At 64.7% G+C, this 21,580-nt stretch carries 22 protein-coding genes; 8 read left to right on the top strand and 14 right to left on the bottom strand.

Features of this window, described 5'->3' with window-relative positions; translation table 11 throughout:
* Positions 1-146: 146 nt before the first annotated feature.
* The 3 genes from ahcY to QX039_RS03520 all read right to left on the bottom strand — a co-directional run bounded on the left by ahcY (position 147) and on the right by QX039_RS03520 (position 4,293).
* Complete coding sequence (gene ahcY, locus QX039_RS03510) at positions 147-1,568, bottom strand: adenosylhomocysteinase (RefSeq protein WP_315771472.1); 1,422 nt, start codon at positions 1,566-1,568, stop codon at positions 147-149.
* A gap of 121 nt (positions 1,569-1,689) precedes the next feature.
* Entirely contained in the window at positions 1,690-2,886 is a 1,197-nt protein-coding gene (gene metK / locus QX039_RS03515) for a methionine adenosyltransferase (protein WP_315738974.1), read from the bottom strand.
* A gap of 57 nt (positions 2,887-2,943) precedes the next feature.
* Positions 2,944-4,293 carry a hypothetical protein gene (locus QX039_RS03520; RefSeq protein WP_315759151.1) on the bottom strand — a complete coding sequence of 450 codons (1,350 nt, stop codon included), beginning with the start codon at positions 4,291-4,293 and terminating at the stop codon, positions 2,944-2,946.
* Between the two features lie 287 nt (positions 4,294-4,580).
* Between QX039_RS03520 and QX039_RS03525 the strand changes: the two genes are divergently transcribed.
* The 5 genes from QX039_RS03525 to QX039_RS03545 all read left to right on the top strand — a co-directional run bounded on the left by QX039_RS03525 (position 4,581) and on the right by QX039_RS03545 (position 7,646).
* Complete coding sequence (locus tag QX039_RS03525) at positions 4,581-4,958, top strand: DUF2147 domain-containing protein (protein ID WP_315738976.1); 378 nt, start codon at positions 4,581-4,583, stop codon at positions 4,956-4,958.
* Positions 4,959-5,015: 57 nt separating this feature from the next.
* Positions 5,016-5,708, top strand: coding sequence for an SGNH/GDSL hydrolase family protein (locus tag QX039_RS03530; protein WP_315738977.1), 693 nt, complete (start codon positions 5,016-5,018; stop codon positions 5,706-5,708).
* An 86-nt stretch (positions 5,709-5,794) separates the two neighbouring features.
* Complete coding sequence (locus tag QX039_RS03535) at positions 5,795-6,919, top strand: acyltransferase (protein WP_315738978.1); 1,125 nt, start codon at positions 5,795-5,797, stop codon at positions 6,917-6,919.
* 100 nt (positions 6,920-7,019) lie between these two features.
* On the top strand, positions 7,020-7,313 hold the full coding sequence (locus QX039_RS03540) for a type II toxin-antitoxin system RelE/ParE family toxin (protein ID WP_315738980.1): 294 nt from the start codon (positions 7,020-7,022) through the stop codon (positions 7,311-7,313).
* 3 nt (positions 7,314-7,316) lie between these two features.
* On the top strand, positions 7,317-7,646 hold the full coding sequence (locus tag QX039_RS03545) for an addiction module antidote protein (RefSeq protein WP_315738981.1): 330 nt from the start codon (positions 7,317-7,319) through the stop codon (positions 7,644-7,646).
* A 301-nt stretch (positions 7,647-7,947) separates the two neighbouring features.
* Here QX039_RS03545 and QX039_RS03550 read toward each other — a convergent pair whose 3' ends face one another.
* The 6 genes from QX039_RS03550 to QX039_RS03575 all read right to left on the bottom strand — a co-directional run bounded on the left by QX039_RS03550 (position 7,948) and on the right by QX039_RS03575 (position 14,280).
* Positions 7,948-9,066, bottom strand: coding sequence for a cobalamin-independent methionine synthase II family protein (locus tag QX039_RS03550; RefSeq protein WP_315738982.1), 1,119 nt, complete (start codon positions 9,064-9,066; stop codon positions 7,948-7,950).
* A gap of 423 nt (positions 9,067-9,489) precedes the next feature.
* Positions 9,490-10,206 carry an ABC transporter ATP-binding protein gene (locus QX039_RS03555; protein WP_315738984.1) on the bottom strand — a complete coding sequence of 239 codons (717 nt, stop codon included), beginning with the start codon at positions 10,204-10,206 and terminating at the stop codon, positions 9,490-9,492.
* Positions 10,206-10,952: an ABC transporter ATP-binding protein gene (locus QX039_RS03560; RefSeq protein ID WP_315738986.1), complete on the bottom strand. Its 747-nt coding sequence runs from the start codon at positions 10,950-10,952 to the stop codon at positions 10,206-10,208. Before QX039_RS03560 ends, QX039_RS03555 begins: the two co-directional genes overlap by 1 nt.
* Positions 10,949-11,986, bottom strand: coding sequence for a branched-chain amino acid ABC transporter permease (locus tag QX039_RS03565; RefSeq protein ID WP_315738987.1), 1,038 nt, complete (start codon positions 11,984-11,986; stop codon positions 10,949-10,951). The genes QX039_RS03560 and QX039_RS03565 overlap by 4 nt, the downstream gene beginning before the upstream one ends.
* Positions 11,987-11,993: 7 nt before the next feature.
* Positions 11,994-12,863: a branched-chain amino acid ABC transporter permease gene (locus QX039_RS03570; protein ID WP_315738988.1), complete on the bottom strand. Its 870-nt coding sequence runs from the start codon at positions 12,861-12,863 to the stop codon at positions 11,994-11,996.
* Between the two features lie 238 nt (positions 12,864-13,101).
* On the bottom strand, positions 13,102-14,280 hold the full coding sequence (locus QX039_RS03575; RefSeq protein ID WP_315771475.1) for an ABC transporter substrate-binding protein: 1,179 nt from the start codon (positions 14,278-14,280) through the stop codon (positions 13,102-13,104).
* A gap of 332 nt (positions 14,281-14,612) precedes the next feature.
* Here QX039_RS03575 and QX039_RS03580 point away from each other — a divergent pair, with 332 nt between their 5' ends.
* The gene (locus QX039_RS03580; RefSeq protein WP_315738989.1) at positions 14,613-14,864 is read left to right on the top strand and encodes a hypothetical protein; all 252 of its coding nucleotides are present in this window, start codon (positions 14,613-14,615) and stop codon (positions 14,862-14,864) included.
* A gap of 15 nt (positions 14,865-14,879) precedes the next feature.
* Here the strand turns inward: QX039_RS03580 and purU are convergent, their stop codons facing one another.
* Complete coding sequence (gene purU / locus QX039_RS03585; protein ID WP_315738990.1) at positions 14,880-15,743, bottom strand: formyltetrahydrofolate deformylase; 864 nt, start codon at positions 15,741-15,743, stop codon at positions 14,880-14,882.
* 156 nt (positions 15,744-15,899) lie between these two features.
* On the opposite strand from purU, the gene QX039_RS03590 reads away from it, so the two are divergent.
* Entirely contained in the window at positions 15,900-16,742 is an 843-nt protein-coding gene (locus QX039_RS03590; RefSeq protein ID WP_315771477.1) for a uroporphyrinogen-III synthase, read from the top strand.
* 12 nt (positions 16,743-16,754) lie between these two features.
* Here QX039_RS03590 and QX039_RS03595 read toward each other — a convergent pair whose 3' ends face one another.
* Positions 16,755-17,549, bottom strand: a complete 795-nt coding sequence (locus QX039_RS03595) for an N-acyl homoserine lactonase family protein (protein WP_315738992.1) — start codon at positions 17,547-17,549, stop codon at positions 16,755-16,757.
* Positions 17,550-17,574: 25 nt separating this feature from the next.
* Positions 17,575-18,330, bottom strand: a complete 756-nt coding sequence (locus QX039_RS03600) for an SDR family NAD(P)-dependent oxidoreductase (RefSeq protein WP_315771479.1) — start codon at positions 18,328-18,330, stop codon at positions 17,575-17,577.
* A gap of 138 nt (positions 18,331-18,468) precedes the next feature.
* On the opposite strand from QX039_RS03600, the gene QX039_RS03605 reads away from it, so the two are divergent.
* A complete protein-coding gene (locus QX039_RS03605; RefSeq protein ID WP_315771711.1) occupies positions 18,469-19,386 on the top strand; it encodes an AraC family transcriptional regulator in 918 nt (305 codons plus the stop codon).
* A gap of 83 nt (positions 19,387-19,469) precedes the next feature.
* Here QX039_RS03605 and QX039_RS03610 read toward each other — a convergent pair whose 3' ends face one another.
* Positions 19,470-20,420, bottom strand: coding sequence for a GDP-L-fucose synthase (locus QX039_RS03610; RefSeq protein ID WP_315771480.1), 951 nt, complete (start codon positions 20,418-20,420; stop codon positions 19,470-19,472).
* A complete protein-coding gene (gene gmd, locus QX039_RS03615; protein ID WP_315771482.1) occupies positions 20,407-21,486 on the bottom strand; it encodes a GDP-mannose 4,6-dehydratase in 1,080 nt (359 codons plus the stop codon). The genes QX039_RS03610 and gmd overlap by 14 nt, the downstream gene beginning before the upstream one ends.
* Positions 21,487-21,580: the final 94 nt, after the last annotated feature.

The following is a 21,580-nucleotide window of genomic DNA, read 5'->3' on the forward strand; positions in this document are numbered from 1 at the left end:
AATCCAGAGTCGCGCGCGACACCCTGGATTGCTTCGCTTCGCTCGCAATGACGACGTCCCATCTTCGGAGCATCGATGACGACAAAACAAAAGGCCGGGGCAATGCCCCGGCCTTCACCGTCTCCGCCGCGCGTCGCGCCGGATTATCAGTAGCGGTAGTGGTCCGACTTGAACGGGCCTTCCGGCTTGACGCCGATGTAGGAGGCCTGGTCGGGGCGCAGCTTGGTGAGATTCACGCCGATCTTGGCGAGGTGCAGCATCGCCACCTTCTCGTCCAGCGACTTCGGCAGCACGTAGACTTCCTTCTTGTACTTGCCGTCCTTGTTGTTGGCGTAGAGCTCGATCTGCGCCAGGGTCTGGTTGGTGAAGGACGCCGACATCACGAAGGACGGGTGGCCCATCGCATTGCCGAGGTTCACCAGGCGGCCTTCGGACAGCAGGATCATGCGCTTGCCGTCGGGGAAGGTGATCTCGTCGACCTGCGGCTTGATGTTGGTCCACTTCAGGTTCTTCAGCGAGGCGACCTGGATCTCGTTGTCGAAGTGGCCGATGTTGCAGACGATGGCGCGATCCTTCATCGCGCGCATGTGCTCGATGGTGATGATGTCCTTGTTGCCGGTGGCGGTGACGAAGATGTCGGCGCGCGGCGCGGCGTCCTCCATCGTCACAACCTCATAGCCCTCCATTGCCGCCTGCAGCGCGCAGATCGGATCGATCTCGGACACCATGACGCGGCAGCCGGCCTGGCGCAGCGAGGCGGCCGAGCCCTTGCCGACGTCGCCGAAGCCCGCGACCATCGCGACCTTGCCCGACATCATCACGTCGGTGCCGCGGCGGATGCCGTCGACCAGCGACTCGCGGCAGCCATAGAGGTTGTCGAACTTCGACTTGGTGACGCTGTCGTTGACGTTGATCGCGGGCCACAGCAGCGTGCCGGCCTTCTGCATGTCGTAGAGACGATGCACGCCCGTGGTGGTCTCCTCCGAGACGCCCTTGATCGACTTGGCGATCTCGGCGAAGTAGCCCTTCGGCTTCTCCTTGAGCTGCTTCTTGAGCAGCGCGAAGAACACCTCCTCCTCCTCGGAGGCAGGCTTGTCGAGGAACGCCGTGTCGCCGTTCTCGGCACGCAGGCCGAGATGGACGTACATGGTGGCGTCGCCGCCGTCATCGAGGATCATGTTGGGATGTCCGCCGCCATGCCAGTCGAACAGCTTGGCGGTGTAGTCCCAGTAGTCGACCAGCGTCTCGCCCTTGACGGCGAACACCGGAATGCCGGCGGCAGCGATCGCCGCGGCGGCGTGGTCCTGGGTCGAGTAGATGTTGCACGAGACCCAGCGGATGTCGGCGCCGAGCGCCTTCAGCGTCTCGATCAGCACCGCGGTCTGGATGGTCATGTGCAGCGAGCCCGCAATGCGCGCGCCCTTCAGCGGCTGCTTCGGGCCATACTCCTCACGCGTCGCCATCAGGCCGGGCATCTCGGTCTCGGCGAGCGAGATCTCCTTGCGGCCGAACTCGGCGAGCGAAATGTCCTTGACGATGTAGTCGGTGAAACCTGGCTTGGCGGTCATGTGGGGTTCCTGTTTGTCAAAAAACGTCATTCCGGGGCGCGTAAGCGCGAACCCGGAATCCATCACTTCGAGATTCCGGGTTCAGCGCTATTGCGCTGCCCCGGAATGACGGCCCTAACAACTACACCGCGCGCTTGAACGCTTCGGCGAGGTCGGTCTTCTCCCAGGAGAAGCCGCCCTCGTTGTCCGGCGTGCGGCCGAAATGGCCGTAGGCCGCGGTGCGCGCGTAGATCGGGCGGTTGAGGTCGAGATGCGAGCGGATGCCGCGCGGGGTAAGGTTCATGACCTCGGCCGCCGCCTTCTCGAGCTTGTCCTCGGATACCTTCCCGGTGCCGTGGGTGTCGATGTAGATCGACAGCGGCCGCGCCACGCCGATGGCATAAGCGAGCTGCAGGGTGCAGCGGTCGGCGAGACCGGAAGCGACGATGTTCTTGGCGAGGTAGCGGGCGGCGTAGGCCGCGGAGCGGTCGACCTTGGTCGGATCCTTGCCGGAGAAGGCGCCGCCGCCATGCGGAGCCGCGCCGCCATAGGTGTCGACGATGATCTTGCGGCCGGTGAGGCCGGTGTCGCCATCGGGGCCGCCGATGTAGAACTTGCCGGTCGGGTTGATGTGCCAGATCGTGTCCTTGGTGATCCAGTCCTTCGGCAGCGCCTCACGCACATAGGGCTCGACCCGCTCGCGCACCTGCGCCGAGGTCATGTCCTCGACCAGATGCTGATGCGAGACGACGATCTCGCGCACGCCCACCGGCTTGCCATTCTCATAGCGCACGGTGACCTGGCTCTTGGAGTCCGGGCCCAGCACCTTCTCAACTCCCGAATGGCGGGCTTCCGAGATCAGGCGCAGGATCTTGTGGGCGTAGAAAATCGGCGCCGGCATCAAATCGGGCGTCTCGTTGCAAGCGTAACCGAACATGATGCCCTGGTCGCCGGCGCCCTCTTCCTTCACTTCGCCCGGCTGCAGCGCGTCGACGCCCTGCGCAATGTCGGCCGACTGCGGATGCAGCAGGATCTCGATGTCGCAGGTCTTCCAGTGGAAGCCTTCCTGCTCGTAGCCAATGTCCTTGATGGCCTCGCGGACGACGTGCTCGATGTGCTCGTTGGTAACCGAAGCCGGGCCGCGGGTCTCACCGGCGATCACGACCTTGTTGGTGGTGGCGAGCGTCTCGCACGCGGCGCGGATCTGCCAGGGGTCGATGCCGGCCTTCGGCCCTTCGCGGTAGAACAGGTCGACGATCTCATCGGAAATACGGTCGCAAACCTTGTCCGGATGGCCTTCGGACACCGACTCCGAGGTGAACAGATATGACGCGCGCATCAAGCAACCCCTTCTTCGCCGCCCACGGCGGTCGTTTGTATTGATCCCTAAGGAATGTCAGTCGCGACGCCGCGAGATGACGTAGGACTCGTCGTAGAACCACAGCCCGTTGTGCTTTCGCAGAACCTCTCTGGCGGCGTCGAGCGCACGAGACGAGTGTGCGACCTCCGTCAGGCGGTCTTCCTCGATCTGCGCGACATACACCGCCGCGTTCCAGGCTGCAAAGGCCGTCGAGGTTCCGATGGTACCGGTGACCTCGTTGGGCAGAGCCTCCATCTCATACCTGAAAATCGAGCGATTGTCCGCATAGGCGTTAAAATTTAAGTCCCGCCCACTGGACCCCAACTCGTACTTGACGGCGCGCAATAGCTCATGCCGGCTGACCGAGAAAGGATTTTCTCCGGGCCAGACCGCCTGGATGATCTCCAGGCCCGGATCCTCGCCATGGGAGTGGATTCCGATCAGCCGCCCGCCCGGCTTCAGCGCCCTCGCCAGCGGTGCGATGATGCGCTTGGCGCGGAAATTGACCGAGGAACGGGCCCGGTAGGGCTGCGAGGCGATGATCAGGTCGAAATTGGCCTCGACCCGCCCGGCCCGCGGGATGATGCCGTCGAGCAGGAAGCGGTGATCCTCGCGGTAGAGCACCAGCGCGATCGGCCGCTCATAGACCGGCATGCCCGTGCGCTGGGAGACGTTGGCGCGCCAGTTCTGCTCCAGGAACGGCTTCAGCGCCGCGATCTGGGTCTCGAAATCCCCCGACGAATCGCCCTGCAGCACGACCTCGTGCCAGATCATCGATGCCGCCACCGACGGCGAGGCCGGGGTCAGCCAGGGCGCCTCGGCATAGTTCATGTTGGTGAACACGAACACGCTGGCGGGGTGCTCGAACAGCCGGTCCGGCACCTTTTCCAAGGTCAGCCGGACGTCCTCGAGGCTCAGCTCCTTGCCCGCGACATAGAACGGGATGTGGGGAAAGCGGCCATGCATGGTCCGCAGCACCTTCGACAGCACGGTGCCGTCGCCGACGCCGGCATCGAACAGCCGCAGTGCCGGCGGCCGCGGATGGATGCTGGCGAGCTCGAGCCCCACCCGTTCCGCCACCACCCGCTTCTCGCTGCAGGTGTGCACGAACAAGAGATATTTCTGGCGGTTCTCGAAGAAGCGGAAATTGCTCTTGGGATCGCGCTTCTCGGGCACGACATCGAGCCGCGGCGGCGGCAGGGTGCCGGTGGATGCCGCGATATAGGCCTGGATGCGGTCGAGCGTGTCGATGGTGATGCGCTTGCCCTCGCGCAGCCGCTGCACCAGCTTGCCGTCGTTGACGGCGCGCCGGCCGAACGTCGACTCCGCCATATCCGACTGGCGGCAGAACTCCGTGATCTGGGCGAGCAGCTGGTCGTTCTTCATTCGGCCCGGCGGGGTGGGAAACATGAGTGGGCAGCGCGCCCCTGGCCCAACCTCCTAGCACCATCTGCCCACCATTGGAAAGAGCCCGAACCCGGAACCTTCCGGACGCAGAAACACCGGATACGCCGCTGTCGCGCCACATCGGCACGCCCGGTCGCGAGGTGCAGCATGTCCGAACCTGCTATCTTTGTTGAACAATGGAGACGAAGCGTATCGCCGTCGGCCCGCCGCATCGCCGACACGATCCGCCAGCAACAAGCTCGTCTCGAAGGATTAGGGAGGCACGCATGATCGGTCGTTTTGTCCTTGGACTTGGGTTCTCGCTCGCGCTGGCCGCAGGCCCGGCGCTCGCCGACGACGTCACCGGCGTCTGGCTGCGCGAGAGCGGCGCCTCCAAGGTCAAGTTCACCCCCTGCGGCGGCGCCATCTGCGGCACACTGGTCTGGATCAAGGAGGGCACCGACACCCCGGCCAAGGTCGGCCAGCGGCTGTTCTCCGGGATGAAGCCGACCGGACCCAATGCCTGGGCCGGCAGCTACAGCAATCCCGATGACGGCAAGACCTACGATGCCAAGATGACGCTGTCGGGCGGCACCTTGACGACCGCGGGCTGCGCGCTCGGCGGCATCGTCTGCCGGTCCTCGACCTGGACGCGGGCGAATTAGAGCTCCGTTTGCGAATTTGCACTACGGTTTCACCGATCGAGGGCACCAATCGTCCACATGGCAGCGAAGGCACAGGCGCGACTGGGTTTTGTGCTGTTTGCGGTGATTGCCGCGGCAGCCGCGACGTTCGTGCTGGTGCGCCGCTCTGCGGCGCCGTCCGGCAGCGACCACCGGACGGTTCGCCAGCTCATCATCCACTACAACCTGCTGGCGCGCCCCGATGATCCGATCATCGTGCTTGGCGACAGCATCGTCGAGGCGGCGACGCTGCCGGCCAGCACCTGCGGGCATCCGGTCGTCAACGCCGGTCTCGCCGGCGCCGGGACGCGCAGCGACCTCGCCGGCTGGCTCAAGCCCGCACTCGGACCGAAGCGGCCGTTCGCGATCATCGTCTCCCTCGGCGTGAACGATGCACTGACCGCCAAGCCCGACTCCAGCGAGGTCTTCGCTGGACGCTACGAGGCCTTGCTGCGCGAGCTGTCAAAGCTCACCACGCGCATCTTCATCGCTGAGTTTCCCCTCGTCGAGGCGCGCGGGCCATTCACGCCGGCCATGGAGAAGGCCGCCATGGCGAGCATCACCGGCTATCGCGCCATGCTGCCGAACCTCGCGAGGCGCACCGGCGCGACCTTCCTGCCCCTGCCGCCGATGGAGTCGCCGTTCACGCTCGAAGGCATCCATCTGAATGCCACGGGCTATCGATCCTGGGACCAGGCGATCCTGCAGGGAACCGAGCTCGCCTGCCGCTGATCCCCGCAGGCAGCGAAAACAATCCTTCACTTCGCGCCGGCTAGGATTGGACCGCACATCCCGTCGAGACGGTTAACGATCACCGCATGGCCCTGCCTCACACATCGACATCGCCTGGGACTCACAAGCTGCTCGGGCTCGAGCTGCTGCGTTTCCTCGCCACCATCTCGGTGCTGCTGTGGCACTACCCGCACTTCGCCTACATCGCCGATGCCCCTGTCGATCTCGTCCGCAGCGAGCTGCCGTTCTACAATGTCCTGTTTCCGTTCTATGATCTCGGCGAATACGGCGTCGTGATCTTCTGGTGCATCTCGGGCTTCATCTTCTTCTGGAAGTACGGCGCGATCATCCCGGACGGCACGGTCGACGGCTGGACCTTCTTCGTCAACCGGCTGTCGCGGCTCTATCCGCTGCATCTCGCAACGCTGCTGCTGGTCGCGGGGTTGCAGGCCCTCTATGTCGCGCAGCACGGCTTCTTCTTCGTCTACCAGAGCAACGATCTCGCTCATTTCGTCGCCCAGCTTTTCATGGCGAGCGACTGGCTGCCGCCGACCGGGGTCAGCTTCAACGGCCCGATCTGGTCGGTCTCGATCGAGGTCCTTGCCTATGCGGTGTTCTTCCTGGCGCTGCGTTTCGTCACCACATCACCGCTGTTGAACCTGGCGATGATCCTGGCCGGCATCGCGAGCGGGACACTGGTCGGCAAGTGTTTCGTGTTCTTCTATGCCGGCGGACTGGCCGCCATGGCGCGGCAGAGCGTCGCCGATGCCTGGTATCGGCCGAAGCTCGAGGCCCTCGCTTTGAGCGCGGCTGTCGGAATTCCGGTCGCTCTCTGGATCTCCGGCATTGAGCTGGCCGAGCGGGCCGCAGCTCTGCTGCTGGTCACCACGCCGATCCTGTTGTTCGCCTGCGCGAGGCCGATCGCCCTGCCGCGGCGCATCGAGAACCTGCTGCAGGCCGCCGGCAACATGACCTATTCCTGCTATCTGCTGCACTTCCCGATCCAGCTTGCGATCGCACTGGTTTTTGGCTTTTTAGGACGAGCAATTCCATACGGCAGCCAGTCGTTCTGGATTGGCTTCATGGCGCTGACCCTGTCGGCGGCGTACGTCACCTATCGCGGGTTCGAGGCGCCAGCGCAGCGGCTGATTCGTCGCGCACTGCTACGCAAAAACGAAACGGGGCGGATTGCTCCGGCCGCCCAACCTTGATCGCAAGACCGCCGAGCCCAGCGCTCGGGCAGGAGGGCATTGCCGGCGCGCCTCGCTCTCGCACCCTTGCGCCTCTGTACCTTTTAAGATACACTCTTTCATGCTCGAAATCCGGCAGACCAGCGAATTCAAGGAATGGCTTCTTGGTCTGCGAGATGCGAGAGCAAAGGCACGTATTGCTGCCCGCATTGCCCGTGCTGAAGGTGGCAACCTCGGGGACAGCAAGCCCGTTGGTGGGGGCGTCTCCGAAATGCGGATCGATTACGGCCCCGGCTATCGGGTCTATTTTCGCCAGAAAGGCAACGTCTTGGTGATCCTGCTTTGCGGTGGTGACAAGAGCACCCAGCGTTCCGATATCCGGCGCGCTCAAGAACTGGCCGAGAGAGAGGGGTAGCGAATGGCAACAACGCGCTTCGATGCCGCGGAATATCTTGCAGAGCCGGAGGCCCAAGCCGAGTTTCTGGCCGCGGCGCTTGAGGACGGCACCGCTGATGAAATCCGCGCCGCGATCAACACAATTGCCCGGGCGCGCGGCATGTCGGAAGTCGCAAAGGCAACCGGCATCCGTCGCGAACAGCTCTATCGGGCGCTTGGTGAAGACGGGAACCCGGAGTTCGCCACCATCCTGAAAGTGCTCCGCGCTCTCGGCGTGAAGCTCACCTCGGCTCCGCCTAAGAGGGCTCCGAAGCGGAAGACCACCAAGAAGGCGGGCCGCCGGGCCGCGTAGTGAGATCTTCGAGATGGCATTGAATGTGCTGGTCGTTACCAGCCATTCAGCAGATCATCGGCCTCTTGCAACAGAGCCAAGACCCGACGGGATTGCTTGGGCGGCTTGATGAGTCCACCTCGACCAGACCTATTGAAATCGCAATCGTCAAAATCAGGTCACGGACATGGCGGCTCTTGCATCCATCGCCGTGAAGGATCGCCGCGCATTTGCCGCGGCGATCCTGTTCCGAAGCGACCGTCTTAGTCAGCCGCCCCGGGTAAGGTACGGGTCTGACTTCAATGGGCTCCTGTCCGCAGGCTTACTTCCCCCAGATCTCCTCGGCAAGCTCGACGCAGAGGCGCAGCTTGGCCCACTGCTCTTCCTCGGAGAGGATGTTGCCTTCCTCGGTCGAGGCGAAGCCGCATTGCGGGGACAGCGCGAGCTGGTCGAGCGGGGCGAACTTCGAGGCCTCCTCCAGGCGGCGCTTGATGTCGTCCTTCTTCTCGAGTTCGCCGACCTTCGAGGTGACGAGACCGACCACGACGACCTTGCTGCCCTTGGGCAGGAAGCGCAGCGGCTCGAAGCCGCCGGCGCGCTCGCTGTCATACTCCAGGAAGTAGCCGTCGTAGTTGGTGTTGGCGAGCATGGTCTCGGCCACCGGCTCGTAGCCGCCCGAGGAGATCCAGGTCGAGCGGAAATTGCCGCGGCAGACGTGGGTCGTGATCGTCATGTCGGCGGGCCGCTCGGCGATCGCGTAGTTAATGATGCGCGAATAGATCTGCTGCAGGCCATCAGGATTGTCGCCACGCTCCCTGGCCTTCTGCAATTCGTCCTGCGAGCACAGATAGGCCCACACGGTGTCGTCGAACTGCAGATAGCGGCAGCCGGCGTCGTAGAACGCCTTCACGGCCTTGCGATAGGTCTTGCCGAGATCCTCGTAGAAGGCGTCGAGATCGGGATAGACGTCCTTGGAGATCGACTTGCGGCCGCCACGGAAGTGCAGCACGGCCGGCGACGGGATCGTCATCTTCGCCGTCACATGCGCGGTGTCGGCGTGCTTCTTCAGGAAGCGGAAATGGTCGAGCATCGGATGATCGGTCGGGAAGTCGAGCTTGCTGATCACGCGCACCGCGTCATGACGGGTCTGCACGCCCGTGAACTGGATGCCGGTGTCGGGATGGAACAGCTCGCAGCCAGTCAGCTTGGCGAGGAAGTCGAAATGCCACCAGGAGCGGCGGAACTCGCCATCGGTCGCAAGCTTCAGGCCGGTCGAGGCCTGGCGGTGCACGACCTTCTCGATCTCCATGTCCTCGATCTTTCGGAGATCGTCGGCCGAGATCTCGCCCTTCTCGAGTTTGGCGCGGGCTTCCTTGATCTTCTGGGGCCGCAAGAGGCTGCCGACTTCGTCGGCGCGGAATGGGGGCTTGGTGCGTTGCATGTGCTCACTCCTTGGAAGGCGTCGATTCGTTGGATAGACTTGTTGGGCCGGTTGCGATCTGCCTTGGCGTGCGATCCGGGCAAAGCGTCATGGACGGGTCCATCCCCTACCCCGTATCCGATCGGTATACAATTCCGTTGGAACGGGGAGCTTGGCCCGGTCCCCCGCCACACCACTCGCCTGGGCTGCCAGAAATCATCCAGGGGTGATTTTGCGACCGTCTCCGGGTGGGGCGAGGCGGAAGGGCCGGGTTGCCCTTTGTCGGCGCTTCACGATCGTTCCCTGCGATGACGAATCCTGCATACCAATGTGGCAAAGGCGGCGCGACACACCGCAATCGACTCCCGCACCGCGTGCGTGAACCATATCACAACTGCAACTGAAGATGACGCTGCCCGGCTGTCGTCGAGCCGGTTGATCGGGTCAATGCGCCGCCGCGCTCGCAACCCCCAGATGCCGCTCAAGCGGCGCCGGATCGGCCTTCAGCGCGCTCGACGGGGCATCATGCACGATAGTGCCGCGCTCCAGGATGACGACGCGGTCGGCCAGCGCGAGCAGCTTCTGCGCGTGCTGCTCGACAATGATGGAGCACAGCCCGCCGGCCCGGCTGATGGTGCCGATCGCGGCCAGCAGCTCCTCGACGATGATCGGCGCCAGGCCCTCGGTCGGCTCGTCCAGCAGCAGCACCTTCGGGTTCAGGGTCAGCGCGCGGCCGATCGCCAGCATCTGCTGCTCGCCGCCCGACAGCTGGTTGCCGAAATTGTTGCGGCGCTCCTTCAGCCGCGGAAACATCTGGTAGACGCGCTCGACCGTCCAGGGGCCGGGCTGCGCCACCGCGGTCATGTTTTCCTCCACCGTGAGCGAGCGGAAGATGTTGCGCTCCTGCGGCACCCAACCGATGCCGGCACGGGCGCGCTGATCGGCGCGCAGGCTCGTGATGTCGGTGCCCGCCAAGGCCAGCTTGCCGGAGAAGCGGCGGGTGACGCCGACGATGGAATTGATCAGCGTCGTCTTGCCGGTGCCGTTGCGGCCGAGCAGCGCCAGCACCTGTCCCTCGGGCAGCTTGAGCGACATGTTCGGCAGCACGACCGCCTGACCGTAGCCGGCGCGCAGGTTCTCGATGGTCAGCAGATCGGTCATCACGCAGCCTCGCCGAGATAGACCGCCTTGACCTGCGGATCGCGCGCGACCTCGTCCGGCGTGCCTTCGACCAGCAGAGCGCCGGAGACCAGGACCGAGATGCGGTCGGCGAAGGAGAAGACGAGATCCATGTCGTGCTCGATCAGCAGCACCGTCACATCGCGCGGCAGCGCGGCGACGGCGGCGAGAATGTCCTTGCGCTCGCCCTCGGGCACGCCGGCGGCGGGCTCGTCGAGCAGCAGCACGCGGGGCTTGGCGGCGATCGCGACGGCGATCTCGAGCAGGCGCTGCTTGCCATAGGGCAAGGTCGAGGTACGATCATTCATCACGTCGAGCAGGCGGAAGCTCTCCAGCGTCTCGGCGATCTCGGCATTGATGTCGTCGCGCGTGCCCATGCGCCGCCACCAATTGCCGCCGCCGCCGAGGCGCTCGGACACGGCAAGCCCGATGGTCTCCAGCGGCGTCAGGTCCGGATAGAGCTGATTGATCTGGAAGGTGCGCGACAGGCCGCGCAGCACGCGCTTGTGCACCGGCAGGTCGGTGATGTCCTGGCCTTCGAGCAGGATGCGCCCCGCGCTCGGCTCCAGCACGCCGGTCAGTTGATTGATCACGGTCGTCTTGCCGGCGCCGTTCGGGCCGATCAGCGCGTGGCGCGCGCCCGGCACGATCTGCAGCGACAGGTCGCGGGTGACGTGAAGGCCGCCGAAATGCTTGTCGAGGCCGCGGGTTTCCAATGCGTAGGTCATGGCGCCTCGTTATCGGTGAGGGCCACCGCGGCCTTGCGGCCGGCGATCTGGCGCAGGATGAGGTTGGGCAACCACAGCGCATAGGCGTGGATGCGGTGGCGGCCCACCAGCACGATGACGACGAGCACGAGGCCGATCCAGAACATCCAGTATTGCGGCGTGATCCACTGGAACAGCTCCTGCAGCATCCGGAACACGGCGGCGCCGATCAGCCCGCCATAGAGATAGCCGGAGCCGCCGATGACCAGCATCAGCACCAGGTCTGCGGAGCGTTCGAACGAGAACACGTCGAGCGAGGCCAGTGCCGTGGTCTGCGTGAACAGCGCCCCGGCAATGCCGGCATAGAACGCCGCGACCGTGTAGATCGCGATCAGCCGCTTGTTGACGGGAATGCCGACGGCGGCGGCCCGCAGCGGATTGTTCTTGATCGCGCGCAGCGACAGGCCGAACGGCGAGTGCACGATCGTCCGCGCCAGCAGAAACAGCACGAACAGCACCGCAAGCGCATAGAAGAACCCCGTCTTGCCGAACATGTCGAAGGCGAACACGCCGAAGATCGGCTGGATGTCGATGCCCTGGAGACCGTCGGTGCCGCCGGTGATGTTGGAAAAGCGCTCCGCCAGCGCCTCCATCAAGAGCGCGATGCCGAGCGTCACCATCAGTCGCGTCAGGTCGACACCGCGGATGACCAGGAAGCTGGTGGCGAAGCCAAGCACAGTGGCGGCAAGTCCCGCCACGATCAGCGCCAGCACCGGCTCATTGATGATGCCGTGCACCGAGAGCAGGCCCGCGCAATAGGCCCCGACGCCGAAGAAGGCCGCGTGCCCGAGCGAGACGATGCCGGCGTAACCGAGGATCAGGTCGAGCGACAGAGCGAACAGCGCCAGCCGCAGGATCTCGGTCATGATCAGGTAGCGCGATGGAAACGCGAGGCCAACCGCCAGCACGACGATCCAGAAGGCGAACTCGCTCCAGTGCCAGCGGCCGTGCTGCCTGGCGTGAAATCCGACCTCGGTTTGTGCATTCGTCGTCATGCGATCCTCACCGCGTCGCCGTGCGACCGAACAGACCGTTCGGGCGCCAGATCAGGATCACGATCATGATGGTGTAGATGACGAAAGGGCCAAGCTTCGGCACGTAATATTTGCCGGCGACGTCGCCGATGCCGAGCAGCAGCGAGGCCAGGAACGGCCCGGTGATCGAGGACGAGCCGCCCACGGTGACCACAATCAGGAAGTAGATCATGAACTTGAGCGGGAAGTACGGATCGAGGCCGAGGATCTCGGCGCTGAGCGCGCCGCCGAGGCCGGCCAGTCCGCAGCCGAACGCGAAGGTGAAGGCGAACACCTGCGGCACGTTGATGCCGAGGCCGCTCGCCGCGCGCGGATCATCGACCGCGGCGCGCAGCCGGCTGCCGAACCGCGTCTTGGAGAGCACCAGCTGCAGCCCCACTGTGAGCAGGCCGCATATCACGATGATCATCAGCCGGTAGCGGCCGATGCCGACGCCGAAGACGTCGAACTGGCCCTGCAGCACGTCCGGCAGCTTGATGAAGATTCGCGAGGAGCCCATGATGTAGTCGACAGCGGCCACCGTCATGAAGACGAGTCCGATCGAGAACAGCACCTGGTCGAGATGGCTGCGCGCATAGAGATGCTGATAGAGTGTCCGCTCCAGCAGCGCGCCGATCATGGCGCTCGCGACGAAGGCCAGCGGCAGCGCTGCGAAGAACGGCCATCCCATTCGGTTGACGAGCACGGCGCAGACATAGCCGCCGGCCATGGCGAAGGCGCCGTGGGCGAGGTTGACGAAGTTCATCAGGCCGAGCGTCACGGCGAGCCCGCAGGCCAGCACGAACAGCAGCATGCCATAAGCGACGCCGTCGAACAGGTTGGTGAGGATGGCGGTCATGGAGTCGAGTTTCAGTCCCCGGTCATCCCTTCATCCGAAGGGCATGCATACAACGCTTGCTCGGTCTGCGCCTCTCCCGCTTGCGGGGGAGGTCGGATCGCATCGGAACGATGTGATCCGGGTGGGGGAAATCTCTCCACACGACGCGCGTGCCGTGGGGTGCCCCCACCCCAGCCCTCCCCCGCAGGCGGGGGAGGGAGCGCACGGTCCGTGCGCGCTTGAGATGACGCCTATCGCGTCACTTCTTGGCCTTGCCCGGATCCTTGACGGCGTCGAAGGTCTGGAACTCGACGTTGTAGAGCTCGCCGTCGACCTTCTCGACCTTGCGGATGTAGACGTTCTGAACGATGTCGCGCGTCTCCGGATCGATCGAGATGGGACCGCGCGGGCTCTCCCAGGCCATGCCCTTCATCGCAGCAATCAGGGAATCGCCGTCGGTCTTGCCACCGGTCTTCTTCAGCGCCTCGTAGATCAGATGGATGCCGTCGTAGCCACCGACCGCCATGAAGCCTGGACGGCTGTTGAACGCCTTCTTGTAGGCCGCGACGAACTCCTTGTTCTTCGCCGACGGATGCGCCGCCGAATAGATGTGCGCGGTGACGGCGCCGAGCACGGCGTCGCCCATGTCGTTGAGCAGGTCGTCGTCGGTGACGTCACCCGGTCCGATCACCTTGATGCCGCTCTTGTCGAGGCCGCGCTCGGCATATTGCTTCATGAAGTTGCCGCCCTGGCCGGCCGGCACGAACACGAACATGGCGTCCGGCTTGGCGTCCTTCATGCGCTGCAGGAAGGGAGCGAAGTCGGGGTTCGCCAGCGGAACCTTGATTTCCTCGACGATCTCGCCGCCGCCGGCGGTGAAATGCTCCTTGAACGAGGCCAGCGCGTCGTTGCCCGGCGCGTAGTCCGAGGTCAGGGTGGCGACCTTCTTGATGCCGTTCTTGACCGCCCAGTCGCCGATGATGGTGGAGGACTGCGGCAGGGTGAAGCTGGTGCGGACGATGTACGGCGACTTCTCGGTGATGATGGAGGTGCCGGCGGCCATGACGATTTCCGGAATCTTGCCCTGGGTGGCAAGCGGCGCGGCGGCGAAGGCCGCCGGCGTCACGCCGAAGCCGGCGATCACGTTGACCTTGTCGTTGACGATCAGCTCCTGCGCCAGACGCTTGGTGTTGTCGGGCAGCGCGGCGTCGTCCTTGAGGATGACCTGGATCTTCTTGCCGGCGACGGTGTCGCCGTTCTGCTGCATATAGAGCTTGATGGCATTGTCGATCTGCTTGCCGGTCGACGCCTGGCCGCCGGTCATCGGCACGATCAAGCCGATCTTGAATGCGTCTTCGGCCCGCGCCGCACCGGACGCGAGCGCAGCCGCGGCAAGAGCCGCACTGGCGAGCGTCAGTGTCTTGCTTCGCACGAACATTGAAACTACCTCCCTGGTCGGATCAGGACCGCAGCCCCCGGCCATTGTTGTCTTAACCGTGCGATCTCGTTCACGATATCGCGGGCGCATCGCTGCGGACTCGGGACCCCGTTGTCAATGGCGATCATGGGAGGCTTCGTGAACGGTAGGTTTCCGCAACGGACCACCAATCCGTGATTGGTATATTAATACCGACATCATCGAACGGCCAAATTTTACCAATTGATGGCAAATCGTTAGGGTCCGGGCCGCGGGTCGCCCGCAGCACGAAAGGTCCCCCATCAATGCTGGCCAGACGCCACCCTCGGACCAGGCTCTTTCCGGCCGCAACGATGCTTCTGGCCGTGGCCGGGCCGATCCTCGCCGGCTGCTCGTCGATCAATGAGAAGGTCGGCGCGGGGATGGGCGATCTGATGCCGCAATGGGCCGGCGGCCTGCCGGCCGGTGCGCCGCCCCGTCCAGGAACCCCGGAATACGACCGTTTCATGCAGGAGCGCGAGCGGCAGCGGCAGATGCCGGCCGCCGAACGCGACAAGGAGACGCAGTCGAACGCCAACGCGCAGGCGACCGTCCCCGGCCGCTGACGGGCGGTTGCGACATCAATCCATGAAGACGACGGTCTTGCGCCCGTTGAGGATGACGCGATCCTCGAGGTGATAGCGGATCGCCCGCGCCAGCACGCGCCGCTCGATGTCGCGGCCCTTGCGCACGAGGTCCTCCGGCGTGTCGCGATGGCTGATGCGCTCGACATCCTGGTCGATGATCGGACCCTCATCGAGATCCCGGGTCACGTAGTGAGCTGTGGCGCCGATCAGCTTGACGCCGCGCTCATAGGCCTGGTGATAGGGTTTTGCGCCCTTGAAGCCCGGCAGGAACGAATGATGGATGTTGATGCAGCGGCCCGACAGGCTCGCCGACATCTCGTCCGACAGGATCTGCATGTAGCGCGCCAGCACGACGAGATCGGTCTTCGTCTCATCGACCAGCTTCAGGATCGCCTGCTCCTGGTCGCGCTTGGTGTCCTTGGTCACCGGCATGTGGTGGAACGGGATGTCGCCGAAATCGAGCCCGGCATAGGTCTCCCGCGGATGGTTGGAGACGATGGCGGTCGGAATCATCGCGAGGTCGCGGGTGCGCCAGCGATAGAGGATGTCGACCAGACAATGGTCGAACTTCGACACCAGCAGCATCACCCGGCGCTGCCCGGCGCGGTCGCGCATCTGCCAGTCCATCGCAAAGCGCTCGGCGATCGCGGCGAAGCCGGTCTGCAGCGCCGGCAGGTTGACGGCGAGATCGGCGGCCGTGAACACCACCCGCATGAAGAAGTGACCCGTCTCGAAGTCGCCGAACTGCTGGGCATCGAGGATGTTCTGGCCATTGTGGGCGAGGAAGGTCGAGACGGCCGAGACGATCCCGGGACGATCCGGGCAGGACAGGGTCAGGACATACTGGTGGTCGGACATGGCGATGACGTACCGGGCGGATGATGTGAGGATGAATGATGCGGCAGGCTTGGCGCCCGTTCGGGCCCTGCTCTATCACCCTCCACGCCCTTGCGCCAACGCTCGGCGCGGGGGCAGGATGAACAAAACATCAACTCTCAAACTTCGAGCATCGCCATGGCTGACAGGCTGACCGGCAACCGCATCCTGATCCTGGAAACCCGCGAGGAGGCGCAGTTCTCGCGGCTGCTCGCCGAGCAAGGCGCCGACGTGCTGCAATGTCCGATGTTCACGATCCAGGATGCGCCGGACCCCGCGCCGATCGAGGCCTGGATCCGCCGCTGCATCGAACGGCCGTTGGATGATCTCGTGCTGATGACCGGAGAAGGCCTGCGGCGGTTGATGACGGTGGTGCGGAGAATCGGGCTCGAGACCGAATTCATCGCGGCGCTTCGCAAGGCCCGCAAGTTCACCCGCGGCCCCAAGCCGGGCCGCGCCTTGCGCGAGCTCGGGCTCGAGCCGCAGGTCACGACCGAGAAGCCGACGTCGGAAGGCGTCGCCGAATTGTTGGCGCGCTTCGACCTCAAAGGCCACCGGCTCGGCCTCCAGCTCTATCCCGACAAGGATCATGCGGCGCTGATCGGCGCCATCGCGGCCGCGGGCGCCGAGGTCGATCCGGTGCTGCCCTACGTCTACGACGCCAAGGCCGCGGATGCGAATATCCTCATCGCGATCGACGAGATGATCGCCGGCCATGTCGATGCGATCGCGCTGACGAGTTCGGGTCAGCCGCGGCGGCTGTTCGACGTCGCCAAGGCACATGGCGTCGAAGACCGCCTGCGCCAGGGACTGGCGCGCACGCCGATCGCCTCCGTGGGGCCTGTGGTCACCGAGGAGCTGCATGCCCATGGCGTTGCGCCGACGATCACGCCCGCGGGCGAGGCCTATTTCATGAAACCGCTGATCTCGGCCATGGCGGTGGCGCTCAGTGGAAAGCCGCCGCGGACGGCGACGAGCTGAACGGCCCGGAACTCAATCGAAGTAGGACGGCGCGTGTGCGATCGTCGCATTCTGCACGATATCGTGGTTGATCCAGAGCTGCGCCCCCTCGGCCCGAACGACGGCATCGACGCGCGCCATCGATCGTTGCGACTGCTCCGCATCGGCGTTCATGGTCGGCACGCGGCGATGCTCCATGTTGTAGCGGTCATGCGCAACGTCGCCTGACAGCAGGATCGGCCCGGTGTTCGCGAGCCGGACCAGCAGCGAACTGTGCCCTGGCGTATGTCCTGAGGTCGCGATCACACGGATCGAACCATCACCGAACATGTCATGGTCTCCGTCCATCAGTTCGACCTTTGCCTGCCTCAGGCATTCATAAAGCAAAGGCACATAGCCATGCTGTCGATAGTCGGGACCGAACATCGCCCGATGCTCGTCCCGCTGGATGTGCCACGTGGCATGCGCGAACAGCCGCGCATTGCCGACATGGTCGAAATGCGCATGAGACAGAATGACCGTCGCCACATCCTCGGGCACAAGTCCGATATCGGCGAGTTGGCTGACGATCGGGCGCGCAACGACGCCCCTGATGCCGTGGGCGATGATCCGGCCGCCGGCCTCCTCTGCGATCGTATCCTCGATGCCGGTATCCCACATGATCCAGGCGCCGCCGCGATGGATCAGGTAGGCATTGCAGCTCAACGTGACCTGTTCGCCCTCCCACTGTCCCGGCGTATAAACCGATCGATCAGGCGCGACCGCGAGCCCGGCATCCAGCACGTAGAGCCGATCGATGGTGCCGGCGGGTCCTGCTGAAACTGACATGGGAGATCTCCCGGATTTGCTCGTCTCAGATGCCTTGTCCACCCGAGACTTCGATCCGCTGCGCGTTGACCCAGCGATTGTCCTCCGACAGCAGGCTCGCGATCATCGGCCCGATGTCGTCGGGCAGGCCGGCGCGGCCGAGCGCGGTGATGTCCGCAAACACCCTGTTGATCTCGGGATTGTCGCGAACCACCCCGCCGCCGAAATCGGTCTCGATCGCGCCGGGCGCCACCGTGTTGACCGCGATCCCGCGGCCCCCCAATTCCTTCGCCATGTAACGGGTCAGCACCTCGACCGCGCCTTTGACCGCCGCATAGGCGGCGTAACCGGGAAACGACGTACGGGTCAGGCCGGAGGACAGGTTGACGATGCGGCCGCCATCGGCGAGCAATGGCAGCAATGTCTGCGTCAGGAAATAGACGCCCTTGAAATGGACGTCGACCAGGCGATCGAATTGCGCCTCAGTGGTCTGGCCGATCAAGGCATAGTCGCCATGGCCGGCATTGTTGACGAGATGGTCAAACGTCTCTCGGCCCCAGGTGTCGCGCAACGCGGTCCGCAGCCGCTCGGCAAACGACATGAAACCTGCGACGTCACCGGTGTCCAGTTGCAAGGCGACAGCCTTGCGGCCCAGCGCAGCGATCTCCGCCATGACCGCGTGAGCGTCGTCCACTCTGGACTGGTAGGTGAGGACGACGTCGCCACCGCGGCGGGCGATGTTGAGCGCGGCGTTGCGGCCGAGGCCTCGGCTCGAACCGGTCACGAGAGCAATCTTGGTCATGGTCTGAACTCCTGCGGTCTTGACCACCCCGATATCGACCAGGCGCGCGCGCCTTTGTTGCCGGAAGCTCGCCGCTTCTTGCCTAATCCTCCAAAATGCGGTGCATCGCCGGCGTCGACCGGTTAGGCTCGGACCATGATGAGCACGCTCCTTCACGCCGTGGGCCGCCACGCCGAAGCCCATGCCGACGGTGCCGGTATTGGCCAAACACCAATCCCGGGCCTGATGACCGTACGGGCGACCGCGCCCAGCGGCCTCCTCTACGCGATCTCGCGGCCGCTGGTCTGCCTCGTCGTGCAGGGGAGCAAGCATGTCATGATGGGCGGCCAGGGCTTCGGCTTTTCCGCTGGGGATTCGCTGTTGATCACGGCCGACGTGCCGACCGTCAGCCAGATCACGCGCGCAAGCATCGCGGCGCCCTATCTCTCGCTCGTGCTCGAGCTCGATCCGGCGATTCTCACCGATCTCTCGGCACAGATGGATGACGCCGGCGGAGACGACCAGGCGCCGGTCCGAGTCGACCCGACCGATCGCGAGGTGGCCGACGCTGCACTACGTCTGATGCGCTTGCTCGATCGTCCGGAATCGATACCGGTGCTGCGGGGACAGTTGTTGCGCGAGATGCACTACTGGCTGTTGACCGGCCGGCATGGAACGGCGATCCGTCGTCTCGGCTGGCCGGATGGCCACGCGCAGCGTATCGCACGCGCAGTGGCCGTGCTGCGCACCGAGTTTGCACGGCCCTTGCGGGTCGAGCAATTGGCGGCCGTCGCGGGCATGAGCCCGTCGTCATTCCACCAGCACTTCCGCAGCCTCACCTCACTGTCGCCGCTCCAGTTCCAGAAGCAGCTTCGGCTGATCGAGGCGCGACGGCTTATGCTGGCGGAGGGCATGACCGCAGGCAGCGCGGCCTTTGCCGTCGGCTATGAGAGTGTGCCGCAGTTCACGCGCGAATACGGCCGGATGTTCGGCTCGTCGCCGGTGCGCGAGATCAAGGCGGTGCGCAGCAAGATAGGGGCTGTGCAAGGAGCCGCCGAGGGACGCGCGGCCGAATGACAGGGGGTCGCGGAGCAAGTCAGCGTCGTCTCACGTTCGGTCCTGGACGGCTTCGACGCTGCCGCGGCTCGCAAGGACGGACGTTACGCTGCGCCGTGCCCCGTCTCCGTGAGGAACGACTGATACGCGCGCGCGATGCCGTCCTGAAGCGAGGTCGTGGCGCGCCAGCCGAGCTTCGCGAGCCGCGACACGTCGAGCAACTTGCGCGGCGTGCCGTCGGGCCTCGAGGTATCGAAGCCGATGGCTCCTGTGTAGCCGACGGCCGCTGCAACGACGCGTGCGAAATCGGCGATCGTGATGTCCTCGCCGGTGCCGATGTTGACCAGCTCCGAATCCGAATAGGTCTTCATCAGATGCACGCAGGCATCCGCCATGTCGTCGACATAAAGGAATTCGCGGCGCGGCGTGCCGGTGCCCCAGACCACGACCTCGCCGGCACCCGCAAGCCTGGCCTCGTGGAAGCGGCGGATCAGCGCCGCGACGACGTGGCTGTATTCGGGATGGTAGTTGTCGCCGGGACCATAGAGATTGGTCGGCATCACGTTGATGAAGTCGGCGCTGTACTGGCTGCGATAGGCCTCGACCATCTTGATGCCGGCGATCTTGGCGATCGCATAGGGCTCATTGGTCGGCTCCAGCGGCCCGGTCAGCATGGCGTCCTCGCGCAACGGCTGGGGGGCGAGCTTGGGATAGATGCAGGACGAGCCGAGAAACATCAGCTTCTCGGCGCCGTTCAGGTGCGCGGCGTGGATGACATTGGCAGCAATCGCGATGTTGTCGTAAATGAACTCGGCGCGTAGCGTGTTGTTGGCGACGATGCCGCCGACCTTCGCCGCAGCGAGGAACACGACCTGCGGCCTGGCGAGGGCAAACCAGGCGAACACGGCCGCCTGATCGCGCAGATCGACCTCGCCGCGCGGCACCGTCAGCAGCTCGACGCCTTCGCTCGCCAGCCGCCGCACCAGCGCGCTGCCGACCATGCCGCGATGGCCCGCGACGAAGACACGCTTGCCGCCGAGATCAAACGTTGCCAATGCTCGCCTCCCGCCGTGCGGCGCATAGATCGCTGGCGACCATTTCCTTGACCAGCTCGGCGAAGCTCGTCCTCGGTTTCCAGCCGAGCTTGTCGCGCGCCTTGCTGCAATCGCCGATCAAGAGGTCGACCTCGGTCGGGCGGAAATAGGTCGGGTCGATCCGCACCACCGCCTTGCCGGACTTAGCGTCGATCCCGGTCTCCTCGACCCCCTCGCCGCGCCATTCGATGCGGCGATCGACCTCGGCGAAGGCGAGCTCGACCAGCTCGCGCACCGAATGGGCCTCACCGGTCGCCAGCACAAAATCGTCGGGCGTATCGGCCTGCAGGATGCGATGCATGCCCTCGACATAATCGCGGGCATGGCCCCAGTCGCGCTTGGCCTCGAGATTGCCGAGATAGATCGTCTCCTCCAGGCCAATCTCGATGCGGGCGACGCCGCGGGTGATCTTGCGGGTCACGAAGGTCTCGCCACGGATCGGGCTCTCATGGTTGAACAGGATGCCGTTGCAGGCGAACATCCCATAGGCCTCGCGATAGTTCACGGTGATCCAGTAGCCATAGAGCTTGGCGCAGCCGTAGGGCGAGCGCGGATAGAACGGCGTGGTCTCCCGCTGCGGGATCTCCTGCACCAGACCGTACAGCTCCGAGGTCGAGGCCTGGTAGAAGCGCGTCTGCTTCTCCATGCCGAGAATGCGAATGGCTTCCAACAAGCGCAGAACCCCGAGCGCATCGGCATTGGCCGTGTATTCCGGGCTCTCGAAGCTGACGCCGACATGGCTCTGGGCGGCGAGATTGTAGATCTCGTCGGGGCGGATCTGCTGCACCAGCCGGATCAGGTTGGTGGAATCGGTCATGTCGCCGTAATGCAGCAGGAACGGCACGTTGCCTTCGTGCGGATCCTGGTAAAGATGATCGACCCGCGCGGTATTGAAGGATGACGACCGCCGCTTGATGCCGTGCACGGTGTAGCCGAGGCCGAGCAGATATTCGGCCAAATAAGCGCCATCCTGGCCGGTGACGCCCGTAATCAGCGCCACGCGACCGCTGCAATCCTGCCCCGCCATACTCACTCCAACACCGTCTCGGCCCTTCAAGGCCGGAGTTCCCGGTGAGCAGTCCACAGCCGAGGCCGCGGGTCAAGCTCAACGACGAACCAGC

The sequence above is a fragment of the Bradyrhizobium sp. SZCCHNR1043 genome (genome assembly GCF_032489675.1).
Taxonomy (GTDB): Bacteria; Pseudomonadota; Alphaproteobacteria; order Rhizobiales; family Xanthobacteraceae; genus Bradyrhizobium.

Bases quoted from the DNA above. Each gene is read 5' to 3' on its own strand.
- ahcY (WP_315771472.1), bottom strand. From the start codon at position 1,568: ATGACCGCCAAGCCAGGTTTCACCGACTACATCGTCAAGGACATTTCG.
- metK (WP_315738974.1), bottom strand. From the start codon at position 2,886: ATGCGCGCGTCATATCTGTTCACCTCGGAGTCGGTGTCCGAAGGCCAT.
- QX039_RS03520 (WP_315759151.1), bottom strand. From the start codon at position 4,293: ATGAAGAACGACCAGCTGCTCGCCCAGATCACGGAGTTCTGCCGCCAG.
- QX039_RS03525 (WP_315738976.1), top strand. From the start codon at position 4,581: ATGATCGGTCGTTTTGTCCTTGGACTTGGGTTCTCGCTCGCGCTGGCC.
- QX039_RS03530 (WP_315738977.1), top strand. From the start codon at position 5,016: ATGGCAGCGAAGGCACAGGCGCGACTGGGTTTTGTGCTGTTTGCGGTG.
- QX039_RS03535 (WP_315738978.1), top strand. From the start codon at position 5,795: ATGGCCCTGCCTCACACATCGACATCGCCTGGGACTCACAAGCTGCTC.
- QX039_RS03540 (WP_315738980.1), top strand. From the start codon at position 7,020: ATGCTCGAAATCCGGCAGACCAGCGAATTCAAGGAATGGCTTCTTGGT.
- QX039_RS03545 (WP_315738981.1), top strand. From the start codon at position 7,317: ATGGCAACAACGCGCTTCGATGCCGCGGAATATCTTGCAGAGCCGGAG.
- QX039_RS03550 (WP_315738982.1), bottom strand. From the start codon at position 9,066: ATGCAACGCACCAAGCCCCCATTCCGCGCCGACGAAGTCGGCAGCCTC.
- QX039_RS03555 (WP_315738984.1), bottom strand. From the start codon at position 10,206: ATGACCGATCTGCTGACCATCGAGAACCTGCGCGCCGGCTACGGTCAG.
- QX039_RS03560 (WP_315738986.1), bottom strand. From the start codon at position 10,952: ATGACCTACGCATTGGAAACCCGCGGCCTCGACAAGCATTTCGGCGGC.
- QX039_RS03565 (WP_315738987.1), bottom strand. From the start codon at position 11,986: ATGACGACGAATGCACAAACCGAGGTCGGATTTCACGCCAGGCAGCAC.
- QX039_RS03570 (WP_315738988.1), bottom strand. From the start codon at position 12,863: ATGACCGCCATCCTCACCAACCTGTTCGACGGCGTCGCTTATGGCATG.
- QX039_RS03575 (WP_315771475.1), bottom strand. From the start codon at position 14,280: ATGTTCGTGCGAAGCAAGACACTGACGCTCGCCAGTGCGGCTCTTGCC.
- QX039_RS03580 (WP_315738989.1), top strand. From the start codon at position 14,613: ATGCTTCTGGCCGTGGCCGGGCCGATCCTCGCCGGCTGCTCGTCGATC.
- purU (WP_315738990.1), bottom strand. From the start codon at position 15,743: ATGTCCGACCACCAGTATGTCCTGACCCTGTCCTGCCCGGATCGTCCC.
- QX039_RS03590 (WP_315771477.1), top strand. From the start codon at position 15,900: ATGGCTGACAGGCTGACCGGCAACCGCATCCTGATCCTGGAAACCCGC.
- QX039_RS03595 (WP_315738992.1), bottom strand. From the start codon at position 17,549: ATGTCAGTTTCAGCAGGACCCGCCGGCACCATCGATCGGCTCTACGTG.
- QX039_RS03600 (WP_315771479.1), bottom strand. From the start codon at position 18,330: ATGACCAAGATTGCTCTCGTGACCGGTTCGAGCCGAGGCCTCGGCCGC.
- QX039_RS03605 (WP_315771711.1), top strand. From the start codon at position 18,469: ATGAGCACGCTCCTTCACGCCGTGGGCCGCCACGCCGAAGCCCATGCC.
- gmd (WP_315771482.1), bottom strand. From the start codon at position 21,486: ATGGCGGGGCAGGATTGCAGCGGTCGCGTGGCGCTGATTACGGGCGTC.